Raw genomic sequence first — 17,592 nt, forward strand, 5'->3', positions numbered from 1 at the left:
ATGATCTTTTCCGAAAGCCGTATGCGCTCCGCTGGTGCGCAGGAAACCCTTAGACGGGTCTCATCAAAAGCGGCTTGGACGGAAGTTCGCAAGCAGCGGATGTTCACTGCCGCTGGCGATCTCGCCGGCAAGCAGTTCGCCGGCGATCAGGCCAAGCGTCGCGCCGCTGTGGCTGAAGGCGACGTAGTATCCCTCGATGTCCTTCAACTGGCCGAAGACCGGCTCGCCGTCTCCGGGGATCGGCTTGGGCCCGACACCGTAGCTCTCCAATTCCAACCTTGGATGACCATCGAGAACATTCGAAGCTTCGTTCAGAAGCCCCTGAACAGTCGAATCCCTCACGCTATATGTGCCATCCGAATTGACGACCACCTCTTCTTCCGACCAGGCGGAATCGAGCGCGAGGGCTCCATTCGGCGTCGGCCGGATGGCGACGCGCGGCGTGTTGAGCACGGCACGAAGCGGCAAGTTGACCGGCTTGGTCCTGACCAGCAAAGCGATCGGCGTCCCGTCGGCGATATGCTTGCCGGAGTCCGCAACCATTCTCGGCACGTCAGCACCTGTCGCCAGCAGTACTGCATCGGCAGCGAAGCTGGTGCCGCTTGTCGTGACAACGCCGGTTGCGCGACCGTCGACGACAGTAACAGCGGCGCTTCCCGCATCGGTGACCAGTCGGCCGCCACGCGCCACGAATTCAGCAATCAATATCTCGATCAGCGACGGCAGGTCGACCCAGCCCTCGCCCGGGTTGAAGATCGCGCCTTGAGGCGTGACAGCGCTCGCGGAGACACCTGGCACGACTGACGCGATGGCGTCCGCGGAGAGGTGTTGCGCATCATAGCCGAGGCCCTTTTCATGAGCGAAGACATCCGCGATCTCGTTCGAGGCGTCGTCCGCATCCCATGTCAGGCCGCCGTCGAAACGCAGCCAGGCGGCATCCGGATATCTCGCCGACAGCGTGCGATAGCGGTCGATACCGATCATGCGCAGGCGATGATACTCAGCCGAGCGCTTGCGCGCGGAATTGATCCAGGCGAGCGAGCGGCTTGAAGCTCCCTTGGCGAGCGGTCCATCATTGACCAGAACGGTTTCGATGCCGAGCCTTGCAAGATGAACGGCCGAGGAGACACCGAAAATGCCGCCGCCGACAACAACGACCTTCGAGACCTGACGTAACGTAGCCATGGGATATTCTTTCACTGGTGGAGGTTGGATTGGGCGGCCGTCTCATGGCTCATGCGCGATCAAAGCACTTCGGCAAGGAAGTGCTTCAGACGCGTGCTGTTCGGAGTGTCGAAGATCGCGGCAGGCGTGCCGGCCTCGACGACGCGGCCTTCATCCATGAAGACGACCTGATCGGCGACCTTGCGGGCAAAGCCCATCTCATGAGTCACCACGACCATTGTCATGCCGCGCCGGCCGAGGTCCGCCATGAGGTTGAGCACGCCCTTCACCAATTCGGGATCGAGCGCGCTCGTCACTTCGTCGAACAGGATGACCTCCGGGTCCATTGCCAGGGCGCGAGCGATCGCCACACGCTGCTGCTGGCCACCGGATAGGCTTCCGGGACGATGGTGTTTGCGGGCGGCAAGCCCGACATCGGCAAGGCGTGCCTCGGCGATGCGCTCAGCTTCCTGTATCGAGAGACCTTTTACCTTGGTCAGCGATAGCATGACGTTTTCGAGGGCCGTGTGGTCGGGAAACAGGTTGAACTGCTGGAAAACCATGCCGACGCGCCGGCGCAGTTTTTCAGGCTTCATCGCCAGGATGCTGGCGCCATCGAGCAACACGTCACCGCCCTTGGGCTCGACCAGCCGGTTGAGGCAGCGCAGCAAGGTCGACTTGCCCGAACCCGATGGACCAATGACGCATGTGACCGTGCCCGGCTTGACCGCCAGGCTGACGCCTTTGAGAACATCGAGATCGCCGTAGGCCATGTCGAGATCGGTGATGGTGAGACTGCCGCCCTTGAACCGGGGCAGCGCCGTGCTGCCTTCAGGGCTGGCCTCAGAGAGTGGGCTGCCGGTGGCGCTCTCCAACTCGCTCACTTCGGCAAGGCCGCTGGTGACGAGGCCGGCCTTCTGCTTTCCGACCCGCAGCGAGTTGTCGATGTAGTTGACCACATGGGTCAACGGCACGGTGATGACGAGATAGAACACGCCGGCCAGAAGCAATGGCGAGAGGTTTCCGGTGACCACCGCCTGGTCCTGACCGACACGGAAAATCTCGCGCTCCGACGCGAGCAGACCGAGGAAGTAGACAAGGCTCGAATCCTTGACGTTGCCGATGAACTGATTGACCAGGGCCGGCAGAACTCGGCGGATGCCTTGCGGTATCACGATCAGGCGCATGCCTTGGCCGTAGCTCATGCTGAGCGCCCTGCAGGCCTCCATCTGCCCGCGCTCGACGCTCTGGATGCCCGAGCGGAAGATTTCGCCGATATAGGCGCCGGCGATCAGGCTGAGGGCGAGAATGCCGAGCGGAAAGGGTGAAGGCCCAAAGATTTCACGGCCGATGCGGGCAAAGCCCTGGCCAATCAGCAGGATGGTGACGATCGCCGGAAGGCCACGGAAAATATCGGTGTAGACCCGGGCGGGAATGCGCAGCCAGCGCGATTGCGATATGCCCATGACCGCCAGGATCATGCCGAGAATGACACCCAGTACCGTGGACGCGGCCGCGAGGATCAAGGTGTTCTTCAATCCGATGGTGATCATGCTCGGCAGCACGTCCGCCATGGCCTGCCAGTCGAGGAAACTGCGCCGCAGGTTTTCGAGCCAGTTCATTCGGTCCCCTTTTTCACTGCGCCATTCGTGCCATCAGGAAATCAGGCGCAACGGCGTGTCGTCCAGCCGCCGGCCGTCAAGGCCGGCGGCTGGACGCGCGGTTTACTTCTTGGGGAGATATTGGTCGGGCATCGGCGAACCGGGGAACCACTTCTCGTAAAGCGTCTTCCAAGTGCCGTCCTGCATGGCCGCATGAAGGGCAGTGTTCAATGCCTCGCGAAACTTGTCGTTACCCTTGCGCAGCACGAAGCCAGCCGGCGCGTCGAAGGAAGGAATATTGACCGCGATCTTCAGGTTCGGATAGCGAACGCCATAGTCCTTGGCGGCCTCATAATCGAGGAAATGCGCGTCGACGGTTCCGTTGTTGAGTGCTGAGACGGCGGAATTGTTGTCGGGGAATTTGACGAGATCGGTTCCGACAAAGTTCTTCGCCGCATAGATTTCCTGGAGCGTCCCCTGCACGACGCCGAGGCGCTTGCCCTTGAGCCCGTCCGCCGACGTGATCGCCTTGTCGGCGGTAAGCACGGAGAGATAGCCTGCAAGATACCCGTCGGAAAAATCGACGGTCTTCTTGCGCGCTTCCGTCGTGCCGATTGCCGCGACCGCGACATCGAAGCGTTCGTTCGCAACCGAAGGCATCAGCGCCGAGAATTCCTGACCGGTGAAGATCACCTGGTCCGGCTTGAAGCCAAGGCGGCTCGCGACGTTGCGGAACAATTCGATGTCGAAGCCGGTGAACGTGCCGTCCGCTTGGGTGAAAGCGTAGGGTTTGGCATCGCCCATGGTACCGACGCTGATGACTTTCGCATCAATAAGACCATAGGGGTTTTCATCCGCGGCGGCTGCTCCCGAAACCAACCCGGCGCCCATGCACACGGCCATGAGGGCCATCGCGCCAATCTGGACCGGTGACATCAACGACTTGAGAATTCCTATCCTGCTCATGTCTTCTCTCCACTCTGAAGGTCTGTTCTTCTTGGTGTTTACGTCGAGCCTGCCATCTCGCGCTTATGCGGGACGTTTCTCACGCCTCCTGGCTCGCAATTTTCTAAAAGAGACCGGTCTCTTGTTGCTTGAGACCGGTCTCTTTGATAATCGTTATCGCCAGATTGACCTTCCGTCAACAACTCTTGTAGTCGTTCATCCGATGAAAACAACCGCGCCCAAGACCCAGTCGATAACGGTCAGCGATGTCGCCCGCGCGGCAAAGGTGTCGAAAGCGACAGCCGCGCGCGTGCTCGGCGGATACGGCGTCGTCAGCGACATGATCCGCGCCGATGTCATGGCCGCGGCCAAGGCACTGGACTATCGTCCGAACGAGCTGGCTCGCAGCATGACGACCGGCCGGTCCGGCATCATCGGGGTGGTTGTCGGTGACATCGAGAACCCGTTCTTCAGCCTCGCGGTGCGCGGCATCAGCGACGCGGCAAGGGCAGCCGGGTTCAACGTCATTCTGGCCAACTCCGGCGAGAGGATCGAGGTTGAAAAGGCAGCGGTGCGGCTGTTGATCGGCAAGCGTGTCGACGGGCTGATCGTCACGCCGGCGGAATCTCGCGACATCTCACACCTGAGGGACATCCATCGTTCCGGCCGGCCGCTTGCCCTGCTCGACAGGGCGCTACCCGATCTGGATGTCGATACAGTCACGGTCGACGATCACGACATCGCCATGCGGGCGACCCGCATTCTTGTGGATGCCGGACACCGCAACATCGCCTATGTGACCGCCGTCGACGCCGAAGGGCATGAGTACCGCGATCTCGGGCAAATCTACACCTCATCGGTTCGCGAGCGCATCGACGGTTTCCTCACCGTGTGCCGGGATGCTGGAATTGATCGGCCAGAACGCTATGTTCGCCTTGGTGCGACAAGCCCCGCCGAAACGCGCCGGGTTGCCGACGAGATGCTGTCCGGGCCGGATCGGCCGACGGCGATCCTTGCCTCCGACAGCGTCATAGCACTGGAAATATTCAAGGTGATCCGCGAGCGCGGCTTGCGGGTTCCCGAGGACACTTCGCTGATCACCTTCCATGATGCGGACTGGACGAGCGTGACAACGCCACCCATTACCGTCATCGACCAGCCCGTCTACGCGCTTGGCAAGAGTGTCGCGGAATTGCTCATCCGACGATTGAAGGGGGATTCGCGCCCGGCGGAAAGGCTCATTCTGCCAACATCGATCTTCGAGCGCGGGTCCGTTGGCCCGCCTTCAAACGCCATCAAGCGCGCGTAACGCGGTTGCAGGTCAGGCTTCGCCGAGAGCCATCAGGCAGTCCCGCAGCACGCTGGCGTCCTGCGCCGTCTTGGCCATCGACATGGCGCCGGAATAGGTGGCGACGGCAAGTGCGGCAAAACGCTGGGGATCGGTGCCTTGCTCCCTGCCCTCCTGCTGGTCGGTCCTGACCTTGTCGGCGATCGCCTGGCGCCATGCCGCAAAGATGCCGGCAAGGGCGGCGCGCAGATCGGGATCGGCGAGCGACAGTTCATGCGCCAGATTGTTGAGCGGACAACCGCGCACGAACCCCTGCTGATCCAGTTCCGCCGCCACGGTCGCGAATACAGCTTGGACGCCGTCGCGCGCCGAAGCAGCTGTCTTTACCGGCGCGATCCACGTCGCCTCGACCGCCGCCGCCACGCGCTCTTCGATCACCGCCAGCGCCAGTGCCTTCTTGGTGGGGAAATGGTGGTGCAGCGCGCCACCGCTGACCCCTGCCGCCGCCATCAGGTCGCCGAGACTGGACGCGTGATAGCCGCGTGCCTGAAACGCGACCTCCGCGACATCGAGGACTTTCCGGCGCATGCCTTCGGGGTCGTTGATGCGTTTTCCTGGCCGTGGGCCTGATCCAAGGATCATCTCTGCTGACATTGCTCGACAATAGCAGGTTGACAAAACAGGACAACCGGTCTGTTTATAAACAGGACGGCCACCCTGTTTCTGGAGACCAACTAATGAATTTCCCCCTGAACGCCTCAGCGGCTCCTGTGGCACTCGCTTCGCCTATCGTCGAATTGCGGCAGTACACACTGTAATCAGGCAAACGCGACACACTCATCGACCTCTTCGACGGCAGGTTGATCGAGGGTCAGGAAGAGGCCGGAATGACCATCATCGGCCAGTTCCGCGATGTGGACCGTCCGGAGATGTTCGTCTGGCTGCGCGGCTTCGACAGCATGGAAGCCCGCAAGGAGGCCCTGACTGCCTTCTATGGTGGCCCGGTATGGGCTGCGCACCGCGATGCGGCCAATGCGACCATGATCGATTCCGACGATGTGTTGCTTCTGAAGCCAGCCTGGCCGGGCTCCGGTTTTGATCTCTCGGGCACGGAGCGGGCAGGCTTGGCCATCGGCGAAAAGCCAATTCCAAACAAGCCGCTGGCCGGCATTGTTGTCATCCAGATTCACCATTTGCAGCCCGGAGTGGAGACCAGCTTCGCCAGTCGATTCGAGGCCGCGGCGGCGCCCATGATGAGGGTACCAGGCGTCCGCTTCCTCGCCGCCTTTGTCACCGAGCATGCCGAAAACAGCTTTCCGCGCCTGCCGGTACGGGCGAGCGAAAATGTCTTCATTTCTGTCACCGGGTTCGACAGCACCGAGACGCATGCCCGCCATGAAGCCATGCCGGCATGGCGCGCTTTTTGGCAGGCAACTCAGCTTGACCTGACCAGACCAACGGAGACTTTGCGGCTGTCGCCCACGTCGCGATCGTTGGTCGGACGTTAGGCTTCAAATGCCTCGACGATGGCCCCGGCGACAAAGGCCGGATCCTCCCAATGCGGGTTGTGGCCACACGCTTCGGCACGCACGAGGCTCGCCCCGGCCAGGCAACGCGACAGCGCCTGCTGATGCGCCTCGCCGAACAGCGGGTCGCAAGCGCCGGCGATGATCAGCGCTCGGGTCTGCACCTTTTGTGCCGCACTGGTCAGGTCGGCCCGGCAAATCTCCTCCAAGATGGCGCGCCAGCGCGCCGCTGGCATTGCTGAAGCGTCTTTCGCAAGGCCGGCGAGAAACGGCTGCGGCACACCGGGCCGGCAGGCATGCCACCAGTCATAGAGCGGGTCTGCCGGCGATATCGGGTCGCGCAAAGCCTGCACACCTGCGACAAGCAGATGATCGCGGGCGAAATCGGGTTTCAGCGTGCCGGCCAGGACCACCAGTCCGCCGATGAGATCGTTGTGTCGCGCAGCCAGGGCGATGGCTACCATGGAGCCAAGCGAATGGCCAACGACGACAGGTCGATCGAGCCGCAAACGCCGGATCAGCCCGGCAATGTCTTCGGCGAAGTCTTCAATGCCGAAGCCCTTGCCCGCTTGTGACGCGCCGTGACCACGCAAGTCGGGCATGATCAGCCGGCGGCCGGCCAGATACGGCGCCAGCAGTGAAAAGCTGCGGCTGGTGTCGGTGAAGCCATGCAGCAGCAACAGCGCCGGTTCGGCGCCTGCGATTTCGACATAGGCGATCTCGACGCCAGCGAGATCGACGACTCGCTTGCGGCCGGCCCAGGCGTCCTGCTCCGCCCAGGCATCCGGGGCCGCTTCCAGCGCGACCGATGTCACAGGCCGAGCTTCTCCTTGACCGCGGCAAGGCCGGGCTTGCCGTCGAAGGTGGTGACGCCGGCGAGCCAGGCGTCAAGGCGGTTCTTGTTCGCCGTGATCGCCTTCAGCGCGCCGTCCTCCGGCTTCAGGCCGTCATTGATCAGGTAGCCCATGCCGACATTTTCGAAATCGATGTCGAAGGCGAGATTTTTGAGGAATTGCGCGACGTTCGGGCACTGCTCGAGATAGCCCTTGCGCACCTGCGTCGTCACCGTCGCGGCACCGAAATTCGGGCCGAAAAACTTGTCGCCACCGGTCAGATATTTGAAGTCGTACATGGTGTTCATCGGATGCGGCGCCCAGCCCTGGAAGACGATGAACTGCTTTTCCTTGATCTCATAGCCGACCTCGGAAAGCATGCCGGCTTCGCTCGACTCGACCACTTGCCAGCCGTTAAGATCGAGCGACGGGTCGGCGATGGCGTCCATCATCAGTTGGTTCGAACCGGGCTCGATGCCGTACATTTTCTTGCCGAACTTGTCGGCGAATTTGTGCAGGTCGGCAAAATCCTTGACGCCGGCATCCCAGACATAGGTCGGCACGGCGAAGGTGTATTTGGCGCCTTCGAGATTGACGCGCACACTCTCGACCGAGCCATCCTTCTTGTAGGGCTCGTAATAGGTGACCATGGCCGGGTTCCAATAACCGAGGAACAGGTCGAGATCGTTGTTCTTCATGCCTTCGTAGATGACGTTGATGCCCAACACAGAGCTTTGCGGCTGGTAGCCGAGCGCACCGAGCAAGACATTGGCGACGCCGGTGGTGAAGGCAAGATCGTTCCAACCCGGTTCGGCCATGCGGACCGCCCTGCACTGCTCGGCCTCGGCCGCTTGGGCCGCATGAGCGCCCAGCATCAAGGCTGCAAGACAGACGCCATTTGCAAGCATGCGGACCATTTCAGCTCTCCTCACTATCGCTAAATTGACCAATTGGTCTTTTTATTGTCCCATTGGTCAATTGTTGATCTAGGCGGACGAAAATGTCAACGTGGATTCGCAATGCCTGGATCAAAGCCGTGAAACTCAAGCGTCTCAGTGACATACGCCGCAAGGAGTTGCGGCAGGCCGCCTTCGCGGTGCTGGAGCGCGAGGGCATTGCGGGTGCGACGCTGGAAAAAGTGGCCGCCCACGCCGGCGCCTCCAAGGGCATCGTGCTGCACTATTTCCGCAACAAGCAGGAATTGTTCGAGCATGCGATGCGCGAGGCCAACGCTGTGCTACGCGACGCGGTCGTCGCCCGGCTTCGCCAGGCGCGCACGCCGATGGAGCGGCTCGATGCGGTGATCGATGGCAATTTCGAGGAGCATCTGTTCCTGCCGCCTCTTTGCCATGCCTGGCTTTCACTCTGCGCCGAGGTGCCGCGCGACGAGAAGCTGGCGCGCATCCAGAAGGTGCTGCACGCGCGCATGCGCTCGAACCTGTTGTCAGGCCTGCACGGCCTTGCCTCGCCCAGCGATGCCGACGACATCGCGCTTGGCGTCACCGCGCTGATCGACGGGCTTTGGCTGCGCCTCGGCCTGGAACCGGGCAGTGTTTCGCGCGAACAGGCGATCCGCCAGGTCAAGGACTTTGTCAGCGCGCGGCTCGCCATGCGGCCGCCCGCAACCGTCGGCGCATAAACCGCCCCGCTTAGGCCCGGACTATCAGGCCGGCCAGCCGGTCGCGCGGTTGCGCCGCTGAAGACCGGATTTGAGATTGCCACCGGCGGCGATGTGATCCCCCAGGAGCTTTGCCCATGCCGCCACTGCTGCCGCGCGGGTTAGGCGAACTTGCGCGAAATGCCGCGCCTCCGCGGCTATTTCGGCTTCCAGCTTCGGATTGGCGCGCAGCCACTCGATGCGTTCGGCCAGATCCGACATGTCGCGTGCCACCGGGACATAGTGGCGAAACGGTTCGATATCGTCGAAGAACCATTCGCGCCATGGCCGATCCTGCAGCAGCACGACGCGCTTGGTGTGAAGCAGCATCTTGAAGCGGCCGCTGTAACCCGCCCCTTCGACATCGATCATGTATCTGTAGGTGGCGACCTGGTCTTCCATCGTCATGAACTTGCTGGAATACCTGTTCGTGGCGACGTCGTAATTCGCCTCGGTGTCATACGCCTCTATCAGGTCCGGGCGGGCCGACGCGATCTCGACAATCCTTTTGCGGGCAGCGTTCATGCAGCGCCCCGCCCAGAATAACCTGTCATCACGCGGCGGCGCTTCCGACGCAGCCGCCATCGCCAACGTCTTCTGGTCATAGTCGCCGAACTTCGCGTCCGGCCAGCCGTCGAAAACGAAATCGGGTGCGGCCACCTCGCCATAGCCGTCGGCCTGGGAGAAAGCGAAACGCGTGCGGAAATAGCGATGCCTTCGGCGCGACGGCGTATCGCCAAGCAGCATGTAGAACGGTGGCAGGCTGCGGACGCCCAGGGATGCCAACGCCTCGGCTATCAACGTCAGGACCTGCACATGCCTCTCAAGCCAGGCGGCGCGGGAGCGCACCTTGAGCTTGCCGCCTTCGAAGCGGCAGTGGATCTCGCCGCGGTTGAGGCCAGGCAGAAAGCGCCTGTCGACCTCGACGACGTCGACGGCCATGGGAAGCGCCTTCAGGCTGGTCTTGAGTGGTGTCATTTTTAAAAGACGCTCGCCGCGACCCATTTCAATCAACGCGGCTATCCCGTTGGCGCGGCGGATGCAAGGGCAGACGATCCCGGCGTCGGCAACTGGCGAAGTTCATACCGTGGGATAGGCCAGCGGCTTGACCCCGGCCGCGACTATGCGGTGCTCTGGCATTGGCCAAGGCGACCTCGGAGTATCCGATGAGACTGCAAGACAAGCGCACGCTGGTGACCGGCGGCTCCGACGGCATCGGCCTGGCGATCGCTGAAGCGTTTTTGCGCGAGGGCGCCGATGTGCTCATCGTCGGCCGCGACGCCGGCAAGCTCGAAACCGCGCGCCAGATGCTGACGGCTCACGGTCGAGCCGGTGCGGTGGAGACATTGTCGGCCGATCTTGCCACCAGCCCGGGCATCGCAGCTGTTATCGAGCACGTCAAAGAGACCAGCCGGCCGCTCGACGTTCTCGTCAACAACGCCGGTGTCGCCTACCTCGTGCCATTCGAGACTGTCAGCGAGGCGCAGTTCCAGCACTCTTTCGCGCTCAATGTGACGGCGGCGTTCTTCCTCACCCAGGGGCTGCTGCCGCATTTCAGCGCCGGCGCATCTGTCATCAACATCTCCTCCTATTTCGCTAACAAGATGATCCCGAAGCGGCCATCCAGCCTCTATTCCCTGTCCAAGGGCGCATTGAATTCACTGACCAAATCGCTGGCCTTCGAGCTCGGCCCGCGCGGCATCCGCGTCAACGCCATCGCGCCGGGCACGGTCGACACCGCCATGCGGCGCAAGACCGTCGACAATCTGCCGGCCGAGGCGCAAGCGGAGCTGAAGGCCTATGTCGAACGCAGCTATCCGTTGGGCCGCATCGGCCGCCCCGACGACCTCGCAGGCATGGCAGTCTATCTCGCCAGCGACGAGGCCGCGTGGACGAGCGGCGGCATTTTTGCCATCGATGGCGGGTATACGGCTGGGTGAACTGTCTGGTCGTTACGTGCCGGCAACTTCACGCTGAGCGCTTTCCACAAATCCAAGAGCGTCGACAACTTCCAGGATCTGATTGCGAATCCAGCGATGAGGTGGCTCGTCGTCGTGGCGCGCGTGCCAATACATCCTGATTTCAGGGACAGCGATGGGAAGTGGCGGTTCAAACATGGCGAGCGGCAAGGTCTTTGCCGCCCAAACCGCGAACTGCCTGGGAACCGCGGAAAGGTAGTTTCCGTTTGCCACCGCCAACGCGACGGCTTGAAAGTGCGGCAGTGCCAGGCTGACACGACGCTTTCGTCCGATCTTGCCGAGCGCCTCGTCGGTGGAGCCCGACATCGAGCCGTCGATCGAGCGAAGGACGTGGGGCAGTTCGCAGAAAAGCTCAAGCGGCAGCAGCTCGCCGTCCGCGATCCCCGCCTGCCTGATCGCAGCGTTGTCCCGCGCCGCAATGATTGCGAATGGCGAATGAAACAGCGGTACGCTGGAGACCCAGTCCAAGACCTCCAGCGGACGTTCCAGTGCCGCATCGATTTCGTCATCCTGAAGCAGCCGCGAAACATCGCCGCGCGCGCTATCGAGAAACCTTAACGACACACGCGGCGCGATGGCCGCGACGCGCGCCGCCAGCGTCGGCATCAGCAGCATGGAAAAGAAATCCGCACCCATGAGCGTGAAGGTTCGCTCGAGCTCCGCTGGATCGAACGACTGCGCCGAATGGAAGACGCGTTCGATCTCGCGCAGTGCCAGGCGCACCGGCTCGGCCAGGCTCTCCGCGCGCGGCGTCGGCACCATGTCGTTGCCGTGCCGCACGAACAGCTGGTCGTTGAGAGCGTGGCGCAAGCGATTGAGCGCCGCGCTGACGGCCGGCTGGCTGAGGCCAATCTGCTCACCGGCACGCGTCACGCTTCTTTCCCGCAGCAGCGCGTCGAGCACCCGGACGAGATTGAGATCGAGGCCATTCAAATTCATCGCATCAATTCGCCCCATACGATCATTGGATTTCCATCGCCGGCATGTCCCTGATTAGGTCGTTGTCGACGCCGCCCCGTCGGCAAAGCGACCCAAAAGGAACAGAGAGCCATGACAATGACCTCCGGGACAATCACAGGCAAGGAACTGTTTTGGTTCAACAACACGCTCGTCGCCATCCACGTCTCGTCGCAGGCAGGAGCTGACGGCATCTGCGTTGTGGAACATCGCATGCCATGCGGCGACTCTCCGCCGCTGCATGTGCATCGGAATGAGGACGAGGTGTTTCATATCCTCGAAGGACGGCTGCGCTTTCAGATCAATGGTCATGAGCGGATTGCCGTCGCCGGCGAAACCGTCATCGCACCGAAAAGTCTGCCGCACACCTACAGGGTCGAGTCGCCCGAAGGCGCGCGCAGCCTCACCGTCACGCGCGGCTCCGATTTCGAGACGATGCTGCGTCAGGCAAGCCGTCCGGCGGAACGGCCGGAACTGCCACCGCGGATGGAGCCGACACCGGAGATCATCGCGGCACTGGTACAGCTCTGCGCAAACAATGGCATCGACATCGTTGGCCCACCCCTAGCCTGAGGAGCAAGGCGGTGGGCTGGCCGCCAGTCATTCACGCGGGCGATCAGTGCTTCAGCGGCATGCGAAAGACAAAGCGCGTCTCTTGTGGAGTCGATGTCGCTTCCACCTTGCCCCCATGCATCTTGGCAATCTCGGACGCGATATAGAGTCCCAGCCCGAGGCCCTGCTCATGGGTGGTTTTGCCGCGCACGAACGGCTGGAACAGATTGGCCATCATTTCAGCCGGGATCGGCTTGCCGGAATTGGCCACCGAGAAGACAAGTTCGCCCTCGGTCATCGTTGCACCCACCCTGACCGGCGTGCCGGCGGCGCCGTGATTGAGCGCATTGCCGATCAGGTTCGAGAACAGCCTGGCGAGGCGTAAATGGTCGGCGGCAACGGGCGTGGCGGCGTCGAATTCGGTTTCAATCACACGATCTGGATGAACCGAGCGGAATTCCGCCACCACCTATTCCAGCACAGGTTCCAGCGGTTTCGGCTCGGCCTCCTTGACCACCAGCCCCGCGCCCATAGGGGTCCGGGCGAAGTCGAGCACATTGTCTATGAGCCCGCTCATGCGCACCACGCTGCCTTCCATCAGGGCCAGGATCTGCGCGCGCTTCGCCTCGTCATCGGTGCGCTTCAGCATGTTGACGCCGGACGCTATCGAGCCGAGCGGGTTGCGCAGGTCATGACCGAGGACCGCGATGAACTGCTCGCGCAATTCCTTGTTGCCGCGCTCGTGCAGGGTTTCGGCACGGGCGGCGTCCAGCCGCTCGGCCGCGTCCAGATGGGCCGCGATCAGTTCGGCGAACAGTTTGAACATGCCGATGATTTCGCGGTTCTTCAGCCGCGCCGGACGTGGGTCGATGGCGCATAGCGTGCCGAAGAACTGCCCGTCCTTGCGGATGATCGGCATCGATATGTAGCTCTGAAAACCATATTGCGCGGGCGTGTGGTGGCCGCAAAAAACCGTATCATCGGCAACGCTATCAATCACCACGGCTTCATGGCTGGCGCGAATCTCGTTGCAGATGGTGGTTTCGACCTTCAGCTCGCCACCCGGAGCCAAGCCGAAATCGATATTGTCGAGCACGCTGCAGACGATCCAGCGATCCTCGGTAACGCGGGCGACCGCGGCAAAGCCCATTCCAGTGGTGCGGCAAACGACGTCGAGAATGGTCGGAATGGCATCAATGCGTACGATTGCATCTATGTCGTGCTGGAAATCGTGTGCCACGTCTACCTGATCAGAATTCCGTTGCGCGGCACCGTATTTGACGGCTCGGTATCTGTCATCAAGCTAAAATGCGCTTTCGTGCCGCCACGGCGCTTTCTCAGTCCAGACTTGAACCGATTTGCATCCATACCGCCCGCAATCTCCGCTTGAAGCCATTTGTGCAACGCGATACGCCGTTGCCCAAATCGACAGACCGGAGACTTGCCGTGAGCACGCCAAAGACCAGAACCGAAACCGATACGTTCGGCCCCATCGAGGTTGCGGCCGACCGCTATTGGGGCGCGCAGGCGCAGCGCTCACTCGGCAATTTCAAGATCGGCTGGGAAAAGCAGCCGGTTTCGGTCGTGCGCGCGCTGGGCATCGTCAAGCGGGCGGCGGCGGAAGCCAATATGGAGCTGAAGCGCCTCGATCCCGCGATCGGCAAAACGATTGTCGAGGCGGCGCAAGAGGTCATTGACGGCAAGCTCAACGACCATTTCCCGCTGGTGGTCTGGCAGACCGGCTCGGGCACGCAATCCAACATGAACGCCAATGAGGTGATCTCCAACCGGGCGATCGAGATGCTGGGCGGCGTCATGGGCTCGAAGAAGCCGGTGCATCCCAACGACCACGTCAATATGAGCCAGTCGTCGAACGACACCTATCCGACGGCCATGCACATCGCCTGCGCCGAGCGCATCGTGCACGATTTGTTGCCAGCGTTGAAGCACCTGCACAAGGCGCTTGCCGCCAAGAGCCGAGAGTTCAACCACATCATCAAGATCGGTCGCACGCACACGCAGGATGCCACGCCGCTGACGCTGGGCCAGGAATTCTCAGGCTATGCGGCGCAGGTCGCCTCATCGATCAAGCGCATCGAACTGACGCTGCCCGGCCTGCAGGAACTGGCGCAGGGCGGCACCGCTGTCGGCACCGGCCTCAACGCGCCGGTCGGCTTTGCCGAGCGGGTGGCTGACCGCATCGCCGCCATCACCGGCATCGCCTTCGTCACCGCGCCGAACAAGTTCGAGGCGCTGGCGGCACACGATTCCATGGTTTTTTCGCACGGCGCCATCAACGCGGCGGCCGCCGCGCTGTTCAAGGTCGCCAACGACATCCGCTTCCTCGGTTCCGGCCCGCGCTCGGGTCTCGGCGAATTGTCGCTGCCGGAAAACGAACCCGGCTCGTCGATCATGCCGGGCAAGGTCAATCCAACGCAGTGCGAAGCGATGACGCAGGTCTGCGTGCAGGTGTTCGGCAACAACGCAGCGCTGACCTTCGCCGGCAGCCAAGGCCATTTCGAGCTCAATGTCTACAACCCGCTGATGGCCTACAATTTCCTGCAGTCGGTGCAGCTGCTCGCCGACGCATCGGTCTCCTTCACGGACAATTGCGTCGTCGGCATCGAGGCGCGTGAAGACAATATCAAGGCGGCCCTCGACCGCTCGCTGATGCTGGTGACGGCGCTTGCGCCGACCATCGGCTACGACAACGCCGCCAAGATCGCCAAGACGGCGCACAAGAACGGCACGACGCTGCGCGAGGAGGCGCTGGCCACCGGACTGGTCAGCGAGGCCGACTATGACCGGCTGGTGCGGCCGGAGGACATGACGCATCCGGGGTAAGGTGTTTTTCGGCGGGATAATTTGCTCCCGTCACCACATCACCCGACACAAATTTCGCGCTTCCTGGCCGATCACGGAAATGTACAACCTGTGAACGATGTGTCGCCGGATAGGCGGCTTTGGTGAACAGTCGGTATCGTCTATCTCTCCGGCATTCAACCCATTCGGAGAGTCCCCATGTCCATCAACACTTCCGCCGCCGGCGCCGGCACCGCGTCCAACAGCGCTGTCACCATCCTGCTCGGCCGCATCCTGCTCGCGGTCATTTTCCTGCTTTCCGGTTTCGGCAAGCTCACCGCCATTTCCGGCACCGCTGCCTATTTCGGCGGTATCGGCCTGCCCTTTCCGACCGTAACCGCCGTTGTCGTCGGCCTGATCGAACTGCTCGGCGGCCTTGCCATCCTCGTCGGCTTCCAGACCCGGATTGCCGCCTGGGTGCTCGCGGTCTTCACCATCGCCACCGGGCTGGTTGCTCACACCGGCTGGGCCGACCAGATGCAGATGATCCAGTTTCTCAAGAACCTCGCCATCACCGGCGGCTTCATCTTGCTGGCTTCCTCAGGCCCGGGCGCCTATTCGATCGACGCCAAGCGCGGCTGAGCCTCCCCTCCCAAGCCCCCTCCCAGGTCTTGACAGAAGCGGCGCGGAATTTTTCGCGCCGCTTTTTCGTTGTCTGAAGTAGCCGGTTCGGTATCGGCGGCAGCAGCGCAGGCGTAGACTGCGCGGTGGCTGGCTCGGACCCAATCAGGCGCCGGCAAGGGAGGTGGCCATGGCTCGCAACGCATTGCTTCTGGTTTCGCGGCTGCTGTTTGCCGTGATGTTCGTACCGTCAGGCTTTCAGGCGCTCGCCAACATCGCCGGCACTTCAGCCTATTTCGCCGGCCTCGGTCTGCCGTTGCCGACGCTCGCCGCCTGGGGCACCGGCCTGTTCGAGCTGATCGCCGGATTGCTGGTCCTCGTCGGCTTCCAGACCCGGATCGTGGCGCTGCTGCTGGCGGCCTTCTGCGTCGTTGCCGGCTTTATCGGCCACTACGGCCAGGGCGCTGACGATGCGATGCTCGCCTTCCTGCACCAGCAAATGCTTATGAAGGACATTGCTATATCAGGCGGTTTCCTGGCGCTGGCGATGGCTGGTGCCGGAGCCTGGTCGGCCGATGGACGCGGCAGCGAGACTTGATCTCGATTAAAGACGCAGGAAATTGGCCAGGATGATCTCGCGCCAGACGCGCGTCGGCGTCACCCAGGCATCCCAGGCATTGTACTTGCCGGCATAGATGACGGCCGCGATGTCCGCCTCGGGCATCAGCCAGAGCCGCTGGCCGCCATTGCCGAAGCCGGCATGCCACGGTTTGGGAGCATCGAAGGCTGGCGCGGGCGCGTCGCCGATGAACCACAGCCGACCATAGCCGAGGCCATCGGGCGTCGAAGTCGCCGATGTGAACGATGCCGCGATCCAGCTTTCCGAGACGATGCGCTGCCCGTTCCACTCGCCCTTGCGAAGAAGCAACTGACCGATCTTGAGCAGATCGCCAGCGGTCAGCCTGAGCCCCGAGGCTGCCGAGGCGATGCCATCGTTACCGGCCGACCAGTGGAACCGCCCGATGCCGAGCGGCGCGAACAGTGCTTCACGCGCGAAGTCCGGCAGCGATTTGCCGCTGCCTCTCTCGATGATCGCGCCAACGAGCGCCACGCTGCCACCGGAATAGATCCAGCGGCTCCCGGCTTCCGCGATGATCGGCCGTTCGAGGACGAAGCGATAGCGGTCGGGGGCGAGTTCCATCGCGATCTCGCTGTTCAGCGGATCGCTGTAGGGACGGTTCTCGTCCCATTCCATGCCGAGCGTCATCGTCAGTGCGTGGCCGATGGTGATCCTGGCGCGGGCCGGGTCGGCGGCGAGACCTGCATATTCGGGAAACTGCGCGACAAGCGGCGCTTCGGGCGGCGGCACCAATCCCTTGTCGAGCGCAATGCCGTAAAGCAGGCTGACAATACTCTTCGTCACCGAGCGCAGATCGTGCAGCGTGCCGGCGTCGAAAGCGACATGACCGAGGGGCCGCCCCCATTCCCCATCGGCGCCTTCCGCGTAGTGCTCCAGGAAGACTTGCCCGGCGCGGGCGGCGAGAACCACGTGCAGATCGCGCAGCAGACCGGATTCGATGCCGGCGACGAGCTTGCGATGGATCGTGGGATCGAAACCGAGGGATTTCGGCGATTCGCCGCTAGGGGACGGCGACATGGGTTTCCGT

Annotated in this window: 19 protein-coding genes; 8 read left to right on the forward strand and 11 right to left on the reverse strand. The window is 62.5% G+C overall.

What is annotated here, in order from left to right:
- Nucleotides 1–63: 63 nt before the first annotated feature.
- From AC1DX4_RS04830 to AC1DX4_RS04840, 3 genes are all read right to left on the reverse strand, one after another.
- Complete coding sequence (locus tag AC1DX4_RS04830; RefSeq protein WP_477219247.1) at nt 64–1,185, reverse strand: NAD(P)/FAD-dependent oxidoreductase; 1,122 nt, start codon at nt 1,183–1,185, stop codon at nt 64–66.
- Between the two features lie 59 nt (nt 1,186–1,244).
- A complete protein-coding gene (locus AC1DX4_RS04835) occupies nt 1,245–2,786 on the reverse strand; it encodes an amino acid ABC transporter permease/ATP-binding protein (RefSeq protein WP_477219248.1) in 1,542 nt (513 codons plus the stop codon).
- A 102-nt stretch (nt 2,787–2,888) separates the two neighbouring features.
- Entirely contained in the window at nt 2,889–3,677 is a 789-nt protein-coding gene (locus AC1DX4_RS04840; RefSeq protein WP_477219249.1) for an ABC transporter substrate-binding protein, read from the reverse strand.
- Nucleotides 3,678–3,933: 256 nt separating this feature from the next.
- Between AC1DX4_RS04840 and AC1DX4_RS04845 the strand changes: the two genes are divergently transcribed.
- On the forward strand, nt 3,934–5,019 hold the full coding sequence (locus tag AC1DX4_RS04845; RefSeq protein ID WP_477219773.1) for a LacI family DNA-binding transcriptional regulator: 1,086 nt from the start codon (nt 3,934–3,936) through the stop codon (nt 5,017–5,019).
- Between the two features lie 12 nt (nt 5,020–5,031).
- Here AC1DX4_RS04845 and AC1DX4_RS04850 read toward each other — a convergent pair whose 3' ends face one another.
- Nucleotides 5,032–5,586, reverse strand: coding sequence for a TetR/AcrR family transcriptional regulator (locus AC1DX4_RS04850; RefSeq protein WP_477219250.1), 555 nt, complete (start codon nt 5,584–5,586; stop codon nt 5,032–5,034).
- 299 nt (nt 5,587–5,885) lie between these two features.
- On the opposite strand from AC1DX4_RS04850, the gene AC1DX4_RS04855 reads away from it, so the two are divergent.
- Complete coding sequence (locus tag AC1DX4_RS04855) at nt 5,886–6,506, forward strand: NIPSNAP family protein (protein ID WP_477219251.1); 621 nt, start codon at nt 5,886–5,888, stop codon at nt 6,504–6,506.
- On the opposite strand, the gene AC1DX4_RS04860 is transcribed toward AC1DX4_RS04855, so the two are convergent.
- Nucleotides 6,503–7,339: an alpha/beta fold hydrolase gene (locus AC1DX4_RS04860; RefSeq protein WP_477219252.1), complete on the reverse strand. Its 837-nt coding sequence runs from the start codon at nt 7,337–7,339 to the stop codon at nt 6,503–6,505. The genes AC1DX4_RS04855 and AC1DX4_RS04860 overlap by 4 nt on opposite strands.
- Nucleotides 7,336–8,274, reverse strand: coding sequence for a choline ABC transporter substrate-binding protein (gene choX, locus AC1DX4_RS04865; protein WP_477219253.1), 939 nt, complete (start codon nt 8,272–8,274; stop codon nt 7,336–7,338). The genes AC1DX4_RS04860 and choX overlap by 4 nt, the downstream gene beginning before the upstream one ends.
- Before the next feature lie 83 nt (nt 8,275–8,357).
- Here choX and betI point away from each other — a divergent pair, with 83 nt between their 5' ends.
- Nucleotides 8,358–8,996 carry a choline-binding transcriptional repressor BetI gene (gene betI, locus AC1DX4_RS04870; protein ID WP_477219254.1) on the forward strand — a complete coding sequence of 213 codons (639 nt, stop codon included), beginning with the start codon at nt 8,358–8,360 and terminating at the stop codon, nt 8,994–8,996.
- A gap of 24 nt (nt 8,997–9,020) precedes the next feature.
- On the opposite strand, the gene AC1DX4_RS04875 is transcribed toward betI, so the two are convergent.
- Entirely contained in the window at nt 9,021–9,992 is a 972-nt protein-coding gene (locus tag AC1DX4_RS04875) for a glycosyl transferase family 90 (RefSeq protein WP_477219255.1), read from the reverse strand.
- Nucleotides 9,993–10,180: 188 nt separating this feature from the next.
- On the opposite strand from AC1DX4_RS04875, the gene AC1DX4_RS04880 reads away from it, so the two are divergent.
- Nucleotides 10,181–10,954 carry an SDR family NAD(P)-dependent oxidoreductase gene (locus tag AC1DX4_RS04880; protein WP_477219256.1) on the forward strand — a complete coding sequence of 258 codons (774 nt, stop codon included), beginning with the start codon at nt 10,181–10,183 and terminating at the stop codon, nt 10,952–10,954.
- 12 nt (nt 10,955–10,966) lie between these two features.
- Here the strand turns inward: AC1DX4_RS04880 and AC1DX4_RS04885 are convergent, their stop codons facing one another.
- Entirely contained in the window at nt 10,967–11,932 is a 966-nt protein-coding gene (locus AC1DX4_RS04885; RefSeq protein WP_477219257.1) for a LysR family transcriptional regulator, read from the reverse strand.
- Nucleotides 11,933–12,043: 111 nt separating this feature from the next.
- Between AC1DX4_RS04885 and AC1DX4_RS04890 the strand changes: the two genes are divergently transcribed.
- Entirely contained in the window at nt 12,044–12,523 is a 480-nt protein-coding gene (locus AC1DX4_RS04890) for a cupin domain-containing protein (protein ID WP_477219258.1), read from the forward strand.
- A gap of 43 nt (nt 12,524–12,566) precedes the next feature.
- On the opposite strand, the gene AC1DX4_RS04895 is transcribed toward AC1DX4_RS04890, so the two are convergent.
- Both AC1DX4_RS04895 and AC1DX4_RS04900 read right to left on the reverse strand, forming a co-directional pair.
- Complete coding sequence (locus AC1DX4_RS04895) at nt 12,567–12,968, reverse strand: sensor histidine kinase (RefSeq protein ID WP_477219259.1); 402 nt, start codon at nt 12,966–12,968, stop codon at nt 12,567–12,569.
- Nucleotides 12,969–12,971: 3 nt separating this feature from the next.
- Nucleotides 12,972–13,742 carry a sensor histidine kinase gene (locus AC1DX4_RS04900; protein WP_477219260.1) on the reverse strand — a complete coding sequence of 257 codons (771 nt, stop codon included), beginning with the start codon at nt 13,740–13,742 and terminating at the stop codon, nt 12,972–12,974.
- 206 nt (nt 13,743–13,948) lie between these two features.
- On the opposite strand from AC1DX4_RS04900, the gene fumC reads away from it, so the two are divergent.
- The 3 genes from fumC to AC1DX4_RS04915 all read left to right on the forward strand — a co-directional run bounded on the left by fumC (nt 13,949) and on the right by AC1DX4_RS04915 (nt 16,523).
- Nucleotides 13,949–15,346, forward strand: a complete 1,398-nt coding sequence (gene fumC, locus AC1DX4_RS04905; RefSeq protein WP_477219261.1) for a class II fumarate hydratase — start codon at nt 13,949–13,951, stop codon at nt 15,344–15,346.
- A 177-nt stretch (nt 15,347–15,523) separates the two neighbouring features.
- A complete protein-coding gene (locus tag AC1DX4_RS04910) occupies nt 15,524–15,946 on the forward strand; it encodes a DoxX family protein (protein ID WP_477219262.1) in 423 nt (140 codons plus the stop codon).
- 169 nt (nt 15,947–16,115) lie between these two features.
- On the forward strand, nt 16,116–16,523 hold the full coding sequence (locus AC1DX4_RS04915; protein WP_477219263.1) for a DoxX family protein: 408 nt from the start codon (nt 16,116–16,118) through the stop codon (nt 16,521–16,523).
- 6 nt (nt 16,524–16,529) lie between these two features.
- Here the strand turns inward: AC1DX4_RS04915 and AC1DX4_RS04920 are convergent, their stop codons facing one another.
- Nucleotides 16,530–17,582 carry a serine hydrolase domain-containing protein gene (locus AC1DX4_RS04920; RefSeq protein ID WP_477219264.1) on the reverse strand — a complete coding sequence of 351 codons (1,053 nt, stop codon included), beginning with the start codon at nt 17,580–17,582 and terminating at the stop codon, nt 16,530–16,532.
- Nucleotides 17,583–17,592: the final 10 nt, after the last annotated feature.

The sequence above is a fragment of the Mesorhizobium sp. P3_A8 genome (genome assembly GCF_056402995.1).